At 35.8% G+C, this 14,392-nt stretch carries 11 protein-coding genes; 7 read left to right on the top strand and 4 right to left on the bottom strand.

All coding sequences use genetic code 11. The annotated features are described in order from the left end of the window. Positions 1-37: 37 nt before the first annotated feature. Both IQ05_RS03095 and IQ05_RS03090 read right to left on the bottom strand, forming a co-directional pair. Positions 38-241, bottom strand: a complete 204-nt coding sequence (locus IQ05_RS03095; protein ID WP_144889714.1) for a hypothetical protein — start codon at positions 239-241, stop codon at positions 38-40. 98 nt (positions 242-339) lie between these two features. After that, entirely contained in the window at positions 340-915 is a 576-nt protein-coding gene (locus tag IQ05_RS03090) for a MarC family protein (protein ID WP_220485203.1), read from the bottom strand. Positions 916-1,102: 187 nt separating this feature from the next. Here IQ05_RS03090 and IQ05_RS03085 point away from each other — a divergent pair, with 187 nt between their 5' ends. The 7 genes from IQ05_RS03085 to IQ05_RS03055 all read left to right on the top strand — a co-directional run bounded on the left by IQ05_RS03085 (position 1,103) and on the right by IQ05_RS03055 (position 11,471). Next, complete coding sequence (locus IQ05_RS03085; RefSeq protein WP_144889712.1) at positions 1,103-1,678, top strand: DUF3109 family protein; 576 nt, start codon at positions 1,103-1,105, stop codon at positions 1,676-1,678. A gap of 254 nt (positions 1,679-1,932) precedes the next feature. Next, positions 1,933-2,910 (top strand): ribonucleotide-diphosphate reductase subunit beta, encoded by a 978-nt coding sequence (locus IQ05_RS03080; protein WP_144889710.1) that lies wholly within the window; start codon positions 1,933-1,935, stop codon positions 2,908-2,910. A 258-nt stretch (positions 2,911-3,168) separates the two neighbouring features. After that, positions 3,169-5,598: a ribonucleoside-diphosphate reductase subunit alpha gene (locus tag IQ05_RS03075; RefSeq protein WP_144889708.1), complete on the top strand. Its 2,430-nt coding sequence runs from the start codon at positions 3,169-3,171 to the stop codon at positions 5,596-5,598. 210 nt (positions 5,599-5,808) lie between these two features. Further along, a complete protein-coding gene (locus IQ05_RS03070; protein WP_144889705.1) occupies positions 5,809-6,444 on the top strand; it encodes an NYN domain-containing protein in 636 nt (211 codons plus the stop codon). Between the two features lie 357 nt (positions 6,445-6,801). Next, positions 6,802-7,269: an RDD family protein gene (locus IQ05_RS03065; protein ID WP_144889703.1), complete on the top strand. Its 468-nt coding sequence runs from the start codon at positions 6,802-6,804 to the stop codon at positions 7,267-7,269. A 119-nt stretch (positions 7,270-7,388) separates the two neighbouring features. Then, a complete protein-coding gene (locus IQ05_RS03060; RefSeq protein WP_144889796.1) occupies positions 7,389-8,732 on the top strand; it encodes a deoxyguanosinetriphosphate triphosphohydrolase in 1,344 nt (447 codons plus the stop codon). Positions 8,733-8,813: 81 nt separating this feature from the next. Next, positions 8,814-11,471, top strand: a complete 2,658-nt coding sequence (locus IQ05_RS03055) for a T9SS-dependent M36 family metallopeptidase (protein ID WP_144889701.1) — start codon at positions 8,814-8,816, stop codon at positions 11,469-11,471. Positions 11,472-11,525: 54 nt separating this feature from the next. Here the strand turns inward: IQ05_RS03055 and IQ05_RS03050 are convergent, their stop codons facing one another. Both IQ05_RS03050 and IQ05_RS03045 read right to left on the bottom strand, forming a co-directional pair. After that, positions 11,526-12,557: a DUF3078 domain-containing protein gene (locus IQ05_RS03050; RefSeq protein ID WP_317133632.1), complete on the bottom strand. Its 1,032-nt coding sequence runs from the start codon at positions 12,555-12,557 to the stop codon at positions 11,526-11,528. Between the two features lie 21 nt (positions 12,558-12,578). Next, the gene (locus IQ05_RS03045) at positions 12,579-14,360 is read right to left on the bottom strand and encodes a 1-deoxy-D-xylulose-5-phosphate synthase (RefSeq protein ID WP_144889699.1); all 1,782 of its coding nucleotides are present in this window, start codon (positions 14,358-14,360) and stop codon (positions 12,579-12,581) included. Between the last annotated feature and the right edge of the window lie 32 nt (positions 14,361-14,392).

The following is a 14,392-nucleotide window of genomic DNA, read 5'->3' as shown; positions in this document are numbered from 1 at the left end:
GCATCCTTTAATGTATTTCAAAATTAAATTTATTGTATTACGAATTTGTGTTTGATTTTTCTTCAATCTTTTTGGAAACTCTAAAAATAAGAAGAATTAATACAGCACATAATGAGGCTGCAATACCAATAAACGCAACGATGCTTTCACCCTGAAATGGGTTTTTAAAATCTAGTAATGTAACATTAAAGACGATTAAAGCAAGTGCCAAAAATACCAGTATGTTAGTGAAAATTTTCATAAATGAGTTTGTTGTTTAAATCTTAGTGTACTGAAAAAGATAGAAGTAAATTCTATGTGACCAATTAAAATTAGGCTGTAAAATTATTAAATTTTATATTAAAGAAACAAACCTTTAACATTAGCAGCAAATAATTTAACAGCAATTGCTAATAATACTACTCCAAAAGTCTTGCGGATCACTCCAAGTCCATTTTCGCCTAACATCTTTTCAATTTTTGAAGACGATTTTAGTACAATATATACTAAAATAATGTTCAGGAATATGGCTATGACAATATTAATAGTAAAAAACTGCGAACGTAAAGAAAGCAAGGTAGTCATGGTTCCTGCTCCAGCAATCAAAGGAAAGGCCAGCGGAACAATAGATGCTGAACTCGCTTCTTCGTCACGATAAATACGAATGCCTAATATCATCTCTAAGGCTAGGAAAAAAAGAACAAATGAACCTGCAACTGCAAATGAATTGACATCGATTCCAATTAACTTTAAAAGTTCTTCTCCCGCAAAAAGGAAAACAATCATAATGACTCCAGCTACGATGGAGGCTTTCTCAGATTCGATGTGACCGTGTTTAGCACGAAGATCTACAATGATCGGGATAGATCCCACAATGTCAATTACGGCAAAAAGAACCATGCTCACGGTAATTATTTCTCTTATGTCTAGCTGCATAATATTGGTTTTAATGATGCAAAAGTATTCATTTTTGATGGTTAGCGGGTTCAATCTTGTATTATTTTAAGGTCAAGTTAAAAATATTTTGAATTATAAAGTAGAAGTCAAGCCTTCCGTTTTTGCCAAATTCTTTTTTTTGATTTTCAGTGCTTCATTTTTAAATTTCTTTGGATACCTTTGCAGCATGTTTCAACTAGGAAAAACCATCGTCTCAGAAGACTTACTCGAAAAAGATTTTGTTTGCAATCTAACTGCCTGCAAGGGAGCTTGTTGTGTAGATGGTGACGCTGGTGCGCCATTAAGCGAGGAAGAAACAAAAATCCTGGAGTCTATTTATTCAAAAGTAAAACCTTTTTTGCGCAAGCAAGGTATTGCGGCTATTGAAGCGCAGGGAACTTGGGTAACTGGAACAGATGGTGAACTGGAAACACCTCTTATTGACAATAAAGATTGTGCTTATGTCATCTTTGACGGCAAAACTGCTTTATGTGGTATTGAGCAAGCCTACAATCAAGGTATCATCGACTGGAAAAAACCTGTTTCGTGTCATTTATACCCAGTTCGGGTAAAAGATTTTACAGAGTTTGCAGCTGTAAATTATGACAAATGGGACATTTGTGATGCAGCCTGTTCGTTAGGGCAAGAACTAGAAGTGCCTGTTTATAAGTTCGTAAAAGAAGCTTTGGTACGCAAGTTTGGTGAAGACTGGTATGCAGAACTAGAGACTGTTGCTCAAGAGCACTTAAACAATTCAAAATAGCACAAAACTACCCCGCAATTTTAATTTCTTAAACCCTATATTTTACAGTGGCTAACGCCGTTTTGTAAAATACAATCTATTGATATTCAAATTTTTACAAATAAAGCTATAAACGATAATTTTTCTTTTCGTTGTTAAAAACTAGGGCCGATTGTGAATAAGTTTGGCTTTTAAATCCAGCAATATTTCACAACCTTTGTAATCCCCAGATCGAATAGAATTTCGTTAAAATCACAACAAAATAAAACAATACAATGACACAAGTGGAACCTATTTTACAAGAAAACAAAAATCGCTTTGTAATTTTTCCTATCAAGCACCATGATATTTGGGAATGGTACAAGAAAATGGAAGCTAGTTTTTGGACTGCTGAGGAAATTGATTTATCGCAGGATTTAAATGATTGGAATAACAAACTTTCTGATGAAGAGCGTTATTTTGTAAAGCATATTTTAGCATTTTTTGCTGCTTCGGATGGGATTGTAAACGAAAATTTAGCAGAGAATTTTGTAAACGAGGTACAATATGCTGAGGCAAAGTTTTTTTATGGCTTTCAAATCATGATGGAAAACATTCATAGCGAAACGTATTCGTTATTGATTGATACTTACGTGAAAGACGAAGCTGAGAAAGATGAGTTGTTCAATGCGCTTGAAGTTTTTCCTGCTATTAAGAAAAAAGCAGACTGGGCTTTGAAATGGATTGAATCTGATTCGTTTGCAGAGCGTTTGATCGCTTTTGCAGCTGTTGAAGGTATCTTTTTCTCAGGTGCATTTTGTTCTATTTACTGGTTGAAAAAACGTGGCTTAATGCCAGGACTTACGTTTTCGAACGAATTGATTTCTCGTGACGAAGGAGTACACTGTGATTTTGCGGTTCACTTGCACAACCACCACTTGGTTAATAAAGTACCAAAAGACAGAATTAGAGAAATCATTGTGGATGCTTTGAACATTGAAAGAGAGTTCATCACGGAGTCGTTACCAGTATCTTTAATTGGTATGAACGCAGGGTTGATGACACAGTACTTGGAGTTTGTTGCAGATCGTTTATTAGTAGAATTAGGTTGCGACAGAGAATACAATACGGCCAATCCTTTTGATTTTATGGACATGATTTCATTGCAAGGAAAAACCAACTTCTTCGAGAAAAAAGTAGCTGAATACCAAAAAGCAGGTGTGATGAACACCGATGAAGAAGCACAAAAAATAACATTCGACGCCGATTTTTAATCGGTTTTGACTATACCTACTACCTTCCTAGCCCCGATGGAAGGGAAAATCCTTTTTAGTCCTGATTTTTCTCAGGACTAAAAAGATTGGAATGACAGCGGGATCAGCTCCCGAAAATAAAGAAACTGAACTTTATGCCAAATCAGTACCCACCAATAGTAGTTGCTGCCACAAAAGTTGTGGTGGTCATGCTGCGAAATAATAAACAAATAACTAAAAACAGCGAAGGGATTTTCTGTTTTAAAAAAAAGAAAAAGTATGTACGTAGTAAAAAGAGACGGGCACAAAGAGCCAGTGATGTTTGACAAAATCACAGATAGAATTAAAAAACTATGCTATGGTTTGAATGATTTAGTAGATGCTGTAAAAGTAGCAATGCGTGTTATTGAAGGGCTTTATGATGGGGTTTCAACATCAGAATTAGATAATCTTGCTGCCGAAACAGCTGCCTCAATGACTATTGCGCACCCAGATTACGCACAGTTGGCCGCTCGTATTGCGATCTCAAATTTACATTCGAATACTAAGAAATCATTCTCTGAGACGATGAATGATATGTTCCATTATGTAAACCCAAGAAATGGGCAATACGCTCCATTACTGTCTGAGGAAGTACATAAAGTGATTATGGAAAATTCAGAGTTTTTAGACTCGCACATTATATATAACAGAGATTTCAACTACGATTATTTTGGTTTTAAAACACTAGAAAGATCGTATTTACTTAAAATAAACGGCAAAATTGTAGAGCGTCCGCAGCATATGTTGATGCGTGTATCGGTGGGAATTCATTTAGATGATTTGAAATCGGTTATTGAAACCTACGACTTAATGTCGAAAAAATTCTTTACTCACGCTACGCCTACCTTATTTAATGCGGGTACGCCAAAACCTCAAATGTCGAGCTGTTTCCTATTGGCGATGCAAGATGATAGTATTGATGGGATTTATGATACGTTGAAACAAACGGCTAAAATTTCGCAATCAGCAGGTGGAATTGGACTTTCAATTCACAACGTAAGAGCTACAGGATCGTACATTCGTGGAACTAACGGAACCTCAAACGGGATTGTTCCGATGTTGCGTGTGTTTAATGATACGGCTCGTTACGTAGATCAAGGAGGCGGAAAACGTAAAGGAAGTTTTGCTATTTACATAGAAACTTGGCATGCTGATATCTTTGATTTCTTAGACTTGAAAAAGAATACAGGAAAAGAAGAAATGCGTGCAAGAGATTTGTTTTTTGCTATGTGGACTTCGGATTTATTCATGAAACGTGTGCAAGAAGATGGATTATGGACCCTAATGTGTCCTAATGAATGTCCGGGCTTGTATGATGTGCATGGAGAAGAGTTTGAAAAAATGTACACTGATTATGAAAAAGCAGGTAAAGGTAGAAAAACCATCAAAGCGCATGAATTGTGGGAGAAAATTCTAGAGTCGCAAATTGAGACCGGAACACCTTACATGTTATATAAGGATGCAGCCAACCGCAAATCAAATCAAAAAAATCTAGGTACTATTCGTTCGTCGAACTTGTGTACAGAGATTATGGAATTTACTTCAAAAGATGAAATTGCTGTATGTAATTTGGCTTCATTGTCATTGCCAATGTTTGTTGAAAACGGGGCATTCAATCACGATTTGTTTTATACCGTAACCAAGCGTGTAACGCGCAACTTAAATAAAGTAATTGACAGGAATTATTATCCGGTTAAAGAAGGAGAAAACTCTAATAAACGCCACCGTCCAATTGGTTTAGGAGTGCAAGGACTTGCAGACGCATTTATCATGTTGCGTATGCCATTTACAAGTGACGAAGCTAAAAAACTGAATCAAGAGATTTTTGAAACCATGTACTTTGCAGCAGTAACAGCATCGATGGAAATGGCTAAAGAAGAAGGACCATATTCAAGTTATGAAGGATCGCCTATTTCACAAGGAGAATTTCAGTACAATTTATGGGGATTAACCGACGGTGATTTATCAGGTCGTTGGGACTGGGCTTCGCTTCGTAAAGAAGTAATGGAGCACGGTGTTCGTAACTCTTTATTGGTAGCGCCAATGCCAACCGCATCTACATCTCAAATCTTGGGTAACAACGAAGCATTCGAGCCGTATACTTCAAATATTTACACCAGACGTGTACTTTCGGGAGAGTTTATTGTGGTAAACAAACACTTGCTTCACGATTTAGTAGAGCGCGGCTTGTGGAATGAAACCCTGAAACAAGAGTTAATGCGTAATAACGGATCGGTGCAGGCGCTTGATATTCCTCAGGATTTGAAAGATCTATACAAAACCGTTTGGGAAATGTCTATGAAGGATATTATTGATATGTCACGCCAGCGTGGGTATTTTGTAGATCAGTCGCAATCATTGAACTTGTTCATGCAAAATGCTAATTATGCAAAATTAACTTCCATGCACTTTTATGCTTGGCAATCAGGTCTTAAAACCGGAATGTATTATTTAAGAACAAAAGCTGCCGTTGACGCTATTAAATTTACTTTAAACAACGATAAAAAAGCAGAACCTATTGAGGTAAAACAAGCTCCAGTGCAAGAGCGTTTGCAGAGTATTGCTGTTTTAAACGAACCTGTAGAAATGAGCCCTGAAGAATATAGAGCCATGATCGAACTAGCCAAAAATGCTGGTCCAGAAGATTGTGAAATGTGTGGGAGTTAAAATTAAATATATTATTTCCAACCTTGTAGTTTAGAGTAATTTTAAGGTACAAGGTTGTTTTTTTAGAATCGGAGTTATTTGGTCTATCCTTTAGAGGATGGATTAAAAATTCTTGTGTTTTTTTTAAAAAAGAAACGCCTCAAAAGAGGCGTCGGACTAAAGATGCTATCTTTAGCGTTGTTTTAGTGATGCAAATATAATGAATAAATTATGAGTAATACAAATATTTTAACAGAAAAAGAAAGGGTTATTGTTTATGTAGATGGCTTTAATTTATATTTCGGTATGAAAGATGCTGGATTTGATTATTGTAAATGGTTGAATTTAGTTCTTTTAGTCGAGAATTTATTGCAACCAAACCAAGTTTTACTGCAAGTGAAATATTTTACTAGTAGTGTTAGTAATGATCCAGATAAACAAAAAAGACAAATTACATATATAGAAGCATTGGAAAGTGTTGGAGTTAATATATACTATGGGAATTATCAGTCAGATAAAATAAAATGCAAAAGATGTAATAATGTTTGGCCTAAGTTTAATGAGAAAATGACTGATGTCAATATTGCCACCCAAATTTTAATTGATGCTTATCAAGATAGATATGATATGGCAATGCTAATATCAGGTGATAGTGATTTGGTTCCGCCAATGACAGCAGTTCATGAAATATTTAAAAATAAAAGAGTGTTCGCTGCCTTTCCTCCTAAACGTCACAATCAATCGGTCGCAGCAGTTGCAAAAGGCTCTTTAACCATTGGTAGAAAAAAACTAGTGGACAGTCAGTTTGCCTCGGAGGTTCCTAAAAAAGATGGTTTCATACTAAAAAAACCTAAAGACTGGAGTTAAATCAAGTAGTTTTTTGTTCAGTTCTTTTTTTAGAGCTTTATCCCGCTATTCGTTACAATCTTATACGCCATCCCGAAGTTTCGGGACCGGCATATAAGGATTTTCACTGCTATCAAGGCTAGGAATTGACGGTTTTGAAAAGGAATTTGCTAGTTACAGTGATACGTATACTGAGTTGCAGTTACGCAAGAGGATTGGTTTTAGAATCTTAAAGTGCGAATTTAGCAACACTCTCCTAAAATAGTATAACTCCACAAACCACTTGCGAATGTATCTTTGTACCTATACAACATACATATAATTGCAAAGCTGCCACATTACTTTACGAAGTAGTAAAACACTCTTAAAAAAATAACTATGGAAACTACAGAATTAACTATTTCGGCGGATTTGTTAGCGTCCAGAACCAAGCGATTTTTAAACTTGCTCATTGATTTGTTTATTGTTTACTTGTTCACCATCGGAATTGGAGCGCTCATAAACGGGTTAGGAGTTGTAACAGGGAATTTTCAAGTTGCAGATTGGATTATCAATTTATCACCCACAGAAAACGCCTTGTTTGGGATGATAGTGATGTTTTTTTACTATTTCATTATGGAGTTTTATTTGTCTAGAACTTTTGGGAAATACTTCACTAAAACGCTAGTTGTAAAACCTAATGGTAGCAAACCACACCTAAAAAGTATACTCATTAGAACCTTAGTACGATTCATTCCTATTGAGATAGTTTCCTTTTTAAACAACAATTCAAGAGGTTGGCATGATACATTATCAGTAACCTATGTGGTCAATAAGCATGAATTTTTAGCAAAAGCGAAATTGTAAATGACTATTCTTGTTTTTGGTTTGTATAAGCGGTCATTTTAGACTGCTTTTTTTGTTTCCGCTGGATTCTTTTTCTTTATATTCGCTCCTTTAAAACTAGAAAATTACAAGAAGCAATGATGAACTGGGAACAACTTTTATCACTTAAACGTCAAGGCGACAAAGGCAAACGATTGCGTGTAGAACAAGACGACACCCGTTTGGGTTTTGAAGTAGATTATGATCGAATCATTTTTTCTTCGGCGTTTAGAAGTTTGCAAGATAAAACACAAGTTATTCCATTATCCAAAACTGATTTTGTGCATACCAGATTAACACATAGTCTGGAAGTATCAGTCGTTGGGCGTTCTTTGGGTCGTTTGGTAGGAAAAAAAATTATCGAAAAATATCCGCATTTAAAAGAGGTGCATGGCTATCACATGAATGATTTTGGGGCAATTGTAGCTGCAGCATCATTGGCGCACGATATTGGGAATCCACCTTTTGGACATTCGGGTGAAAAAGCCATTGGAGAGTATTTTTCGATAGGAAACGGACAAAAATACAAAGAACAACTTACCGCAAAAGAGTGGCAAGACTTAATTGATTTTGAAGGTAATGCCAATGGTTTTTCGGTACTTACCGCAAGTCGTCCTGGAATTGAAGGAGGACTTCGTATTTCATATGCTACTTTGGGTGCTTTTATGAAATATCCCAAAGAGAGTTTGCCTAAAAAACCAACCAAAAATATCGCTGATAAAAAATATGGTTTTTTTCAAACAGACAAAGCTTTTTTTCAAGAAGTAGCCCACGACATGGGTTTGATTCCGAATAAATCAGGAGAAGATGTTGGTTTTGAACGCCATCCTTTGGCCTATCTCGTTGAGGCGGCAGATGATATTTGTTACACCATCATCGATTTTGAGGACGGAATGAATCTAGGTTTGGTATCGGAGGATTTTGCATTGGAATACCTGATAAAATTAGTAAAAGACAGTATTGATACTTCCAAGTACAAAACACTTGAGACCAAAGAAGATCGCATTAGCTATTTGCGTGCATTAGCAATTGGAAGTCTAATCAACGATGCCGTGAAAGTTTTTATTGAAAACGAAGAGCTCATTTTGCAAGGAAAATTTCCTTATGCCTTAATGGATAAAAGCAAGTACAAAGCTCAGATGGATGATATTATCAAGATCAGTGTCGAGAAAATCTATCAGAGTCGTGAAGTGATCGAAAAAGAAATTGTAGGCTATCAAATTATACAAACCTTATTGGATAAATTTATTACCGCATTTGATAATAATTATAATGGTGTAGCCTCTAATTATGATACCTTAATTTTAAAGATGTTGCCAGAAAAGCATCAATTAGAAAAAGACAATTTATACGGTCGTTTGTTGCATATTTGTCATTTTATTTCCTTGTTAACTGATGGAAATGCATTGTTGTTCTATAAAACAATAACCGCTGCTAAAAGTTAAAATTCAAAGAATATGGGGTTTAATTGTTGAAATTTAAATTATAATATTTAGTTTTGCATTTATAACTAATTACGTGATTTTATGAAAAAAATTTTACTTTCTATAATTTATTTGGTGTCTTTTGTTGGTTTTTCACAATCAAACAACCAAATAATTCAAAATTACTTAAAAAATCCCGCTTCTCGAACAACGTTGTCTAGTGCAGATTTTAATGACTGGGCCATTCAAAGTGAAGGAGGTACTACAACTTCTGGAATAGAGAATTGTTATGTGGTGCAGCGTTATCAAGGAATTGAGATTTTTAGAGCAGTTTCTAATTTCTCAATAAAGAATAAACAAGTAATAGACGTTAGTAGCAGGATAGTTTCGAATGTATCAAAAAAAGTCAATGCGACAGCACCTAAACTATCGGTAACAGATGCTCTTGTAAAAGCATATTTCCAATTAGGTATAACCGCTAAAGATAAATTTAATATACTAGAAACCGTTGGAACTAACAAATATAAAATAAGTAACGGTCTTGGGATTACGGAACCAGTAACAGCAAATTTAGTATATCATCAAGAAAAAAATGGTGACTTAAAATTAGCTTGGGATTTCAATATTCATACTAATCAGCATGATCATTTATGGAGCGTCAGAATAGATGCGATTACTGGTTTGTTATTAGAAAAAAATGATCGTATAATTTCTTGTCATTTCGATCATAAAGCGGTTTTTTCTTCTAAAACAAACACTGTAAGTCCAACTTCAATTAGTTATAAACAGCTTTTTACTCCCTTAGTTTTACAAACACAAATTGGATCCTATAAAGTTATTCCGTCAAACATAGAAAGTCCTAATCATGGGGCATTTCAATTATTGACCAATCCAGCTAATACCAAAGCCTCTCCTTTTGGGTGGCATGATATAGATGGGCAAGCAGGTCCAGATTTTACTATTACAAGAGGTAATAATGTTTGGGCAAAAGAGGATTTTATGGCGGATAATGCAATAACAGCATATAGCCCTAATGGAGGTCCTTCTTTAATTTTTGACTATCCTTACGGCGGGACTAGTGTAGAGGCATCTACGTATATTGACGCTGCTTGTACGAATTTATTTTATATGAATAATGTAATGCATGATGTGTGGTATCAATACGGTTTCGATGAAGCAAGTGGAAATTTTCAGCAAAATAATTACGGTAAAGGTGGCGCGCAAGCAGATTATGTTATTGCTGATGCTCAAGATGGCTCAGCTGCTACTCGTAAAAGTTTAAATAATGCTAATTTTTACACTCCTGAAGATGGCACTCCGCCAAGAATGCAAATGTTTTTATGGAATGTGGACTCAGGAATAAGTCCTATACTTATTACATCACCTTCTACTTTAACAGGAGCTTATAGTGCAAAACAAAACGGATTTAATCCTGGAAAAGTAGATTTGCCAGTAGCACCTGCATTTCTACAATCAGACTTAGTTCTATATCTTGATAGTTCAGGTACTGGCTCTTTAGGTTGTTCAGCCCCAAGTAATGCTGCTGCTTTGAATGGTAAAATTGTAATTTTATACCGTGGCTCTTGTAATTTTGTGGTTAAAGTTAAGGCAGCCCAAGATGCAGGTGCTATTGCTGTAATTATTGTAAACAATGCACCTGGCGAAATAACAATGTCAGGTGATGATGCAACGATCACCATACCAGCAATAAGTGTAACTAAAGCTACTGGAGATGCTATAATTGAACAAATGAAACTGACAGCAGTTAACGTAAAACTACAATTAGAAACTCCTCCATTTATCAATTCGGATGGAGATTTTGATAACGGTATCATAGCACATGAGTACGGACATGGAATTTCAACTCGTTTAGCAGGTGGTAGTAACAACGAAAAATGTTTAGATAATACAGATCAAATGGGTGAAGGTTGGTCAGATTGGTTCGCTTTAATGATGCAGTTAAAACCCGGAGATGTTGGCACCGCGAAAAGGGGAATTGGCACGTTTGTATCGTCGCAGAAAACTGATGGAGTGGGTATTCGTAGTTATCCGTACTCGACTGATACTTCTATTAATCCAATGACTTATGGCCGCACTAATTCTTTTCAGTTTATAAATGATCAAGATTTTGAAGAGACTTCTGTTCATGGTGTAGGTTCAGTATGGGCTACAATGTTGTGGGATTTAACGTGGGCCTATATCACTAAATATGGCTATGATGATAATAAGTATACTGGTAATGGAGGAAATAACAAGTTGATGCGTATCGTTTTAGATGGTATAAAGTTACAACCCTGTAGCCCAACATTTGTAGATGCGAGAAACGCAATCATTGCTGCTGATCAAGCTCTTACAGGGGGTAAAGATTTTTGCATGATATGGGAGGTGTTTGCTGCAAGGGGTCTGGGAGCAAATGCATTAGCAGGTGATAGGAATATAGGAAATGATCAAACAGAAGATTTCACAGTTCCAGCTGCAGGAGCAAATTGTACATTAAGCACATTAGATATTGATGACGAGAATGTTATGCGTGTTTATCCAAATCCATCAAATGGAAATTTAACAGTGCGAATAAACAATTATAATGGACAAGTAGCTGTGAAAGTGATAGATATCAATGGTAGATTAGTGTATACGGCTAATAAAGTAACATTCAATAATGAAAAATCATTTGATTTAAGTCAACTTAGCGCCGGTATATATATGATTGATATTACTGGAGAAGGTTTAAAGTATGTTGAGAAAATAATAATAAACTAAAAGTAATTACTTAAATAAAAAGTTCTGATGAATTTTTTTATCAGGACTTTTTATTTAAAATGCATATTCAATTCCTACTCCAATAGCTTGTCTGAGTTGTGTTTTAGGACCCTCGGTGACTTGTATTCCTTCAATTTCTCGTTTCGATTTGATATCGTCATCATAAATTACGTGAGCACCAATATTTGCTTTTACATATTGATTAACCACGAGTTCAACTTGTAGATCACAATCTATATCGATATTGCCAAAACGATTGATGTAATCGGAGTATAGGGTTAGTCTGTTTTCTAAATTGATGTTTTTAAATACCTCTTTTTTGTATTTATTGGTAATCAGAAAACCCAATTCCATCTTAGCTCTCTCTCCCTCAGTAATTAAATTTCCATCTACGTCATAGGTAGCTTTCGCAACCCCAAAAGCACCTTGGTTCGCTAATCTTTGATCAAGAACAAGGGTGGTTTTAAAAGTAAATGGAGAGATGTAAAGAGTTCTCTTTTTTTCTTTATCAATATTTTCGGCTCCTATTCCCATAAAGATATACGCTGGAGCGAACGGTTTTGATATGGCATTTTCGGTATTTGGATAAGCAAAACCATTTGTAAATTGGGTGTTAAAATTAAATTTTGCAGAATGAAACCAATTAGAGAGTGTGTCTCTACGGTATCCAAAGGTAGAATTCAGCTGAATAGCGTCTTCTGTTTTTCGAATGGCCACACCATCTTGTTTGTTTAAGCCATATTTTATAATGAGTTCATTTGACCAGTTGTAGTTATCACGGGCATAATTTCTATGAAATTTACCTTTAAGTAATCCAGATATTGAGCTTGTTCCCCCAGCAGACCAATTTACAAATGCTACTTCAGAAATATCAAAACCCAAACTATTTTTTTTGCTCCAGTACGAAAAAGGCAATAAATGTGTTTTGGTTCTGATTTTAAGCGGTATGCGTTCCATTTTATCTGTTTTTGTTAATGCAGTTACAGTAGCTAGGGAATACATTTTATTATTTTGAATGGTGTCTTGTGAAAAACTTAATTGCGATATTGCAAACACAAAGAATATAAGGTATCGTAATGAATTCATTTGTAGCAGGGGTTTTAGGAATTAATAATTCGAAAAAAGTTTTTCAAGACTAGAAACGTCAATTTTACAATATTGTTGTAATTCCGTCACGGTTCCATGTTCTATAAATTCATCCGGTATTCCTAGAACAGTAATTTGTGACTTGTAATTATTGTTGGCTGCAAATTCAATTACAGCACTACCAAATCCTCCTTTTACAGTGCCGTCTTCAAGGGTAATGATAGAGTCAAATTGACTGAAAATTTGGTGTAAACTTTTTTCGTCTAATGGTTTTACAAAAGGAAAATCATGGTGGGCAATTGTATTTGTTTTTTTTATTTTGGCTAGAGCCAAAGTAACATTATTTCCAATAGTACCATTTGATAAAACCGCTACTCGAGTTCCTGATACAATACAGCTGCTTACGCCAATGGGTATAGCATCATAATGACTCAGATGTTTTTCTTGCCAGTTATTTATTACACCTCGACCTCTCGGATACCGAATAGCAATCGGGTTTTCAAGTCCCAATTGCGCGGTATATAAAATATTTTGAAGTTCAATTTCATTTCTTGGAGCATAAACAATTAGGTTAGGAATGCAACGCAGGTACGCTATATCAAAAACTCCGTGATGCGTCGCGCCATCTTCGCCCACTAAACCTGCTCTGTCAAGACAAAATATTACTGGAAGATTTTGCAATGCTACATCATGAATGATTTGGTCATAAGCTCTTTGTAAAAATGTCGAGTAGATGTTGCAATAAACGATCATGCCTTGTGTTGCCATTCCGGCGGCTAAAGTCACAGCATGTTGCTCTGCAATACCTACATCAAAAGCACGTTCTGGAAACGCATCCATCATGAATTTCAACGAACTACCAGAGGGCATTGCAGGTGTGATTCCTATTATCTTGTCGTTTTTTCGAGCCAAGTCTAAAACGGTCAAGCCAAAAACATCTTGGTATTTTGGAGGTAAATTTTGTTCTTGTTTTGTAATGATTTCGCCAGTTGCCGCATCAAATTTTCCCGGAGCATGGTACTTTACCTGATCCTCTTCGGCTTGTTGGAGGCCTTTTCCTTTGGTGGTAATTAAATGTAAAAATTTAGGACCTTTTATTTTTTGTAATCGCTTCAATTCTTTGATCACAGCAAAAACATCATGACCATCAATTGGTCCCGAATAATCAAAGTTCAAGGACTTAATCATGTTGTTTTGCCTTGGGTTTTTTCCTTCTTTTACCGCAGTGAGGTACTGTTTCAAGGCGCCAACGCTTGGGTCAATCCCAATAGCGTTATCATTGAGAATTACAAGTAAATTAGCATCAGTAACTCCAGCGTGATTCAATCCTTCAAAAGCCATACCTGAGGCAATAGAAGCATCACCAATAATAGCAATGTGATGTTTGTTGAAATCGCCTTTCAAATTAGATGCTATTGCCATTCCGAGTGCCGCCGAAATAGAAGTGGAAGAATGGCCTACGCCAAAGGTGTCGTAATTGCTTTCGCTTCTTTTTGGGAAACCAGAAATACCGCCGAGTTGACGATTGGTATGAAAATTTTCTCTTCGGCCGGTTAGGATTTTATGTCCATAGGCTTGATGCCCTACATCCCAAATCAATAAATCATTTGGGGTGTCAAAAACATAATGCAAGGCAATTGTCAATTCAATAACACCTAGGCTTGCGCCAAGATGACCTTCTTTTACGGCCACAATATCGATAATAAAATCGCGTAATTCTTGGGCTACTTGAGGAAGTTGCGCTTCGTCAAGCAAGCGTAAATCGGTTGGGTTATTGATGTTTGAAAGTAAACTTTTTTTCATTGTTTTATAAAAAGCAAATTTACGTTTTTAAT

It is taken from the genome of Flavobacterium tiangeerense, from assembly GCF_007830355.1.
Taxonomy (GTDB): domain Bacteria; phylum Bacteroidota; class Bacteroidia; order Flavobacteriales; family Flavobacteriaceae; genus Flavobacterium; species Flavobacterium tiangeerense.
The sequence above is the reverse complement of the archived record's forward strand: the minus strand, read 5'-3'. Positions and strand labels throughout refer to the sequence as shown.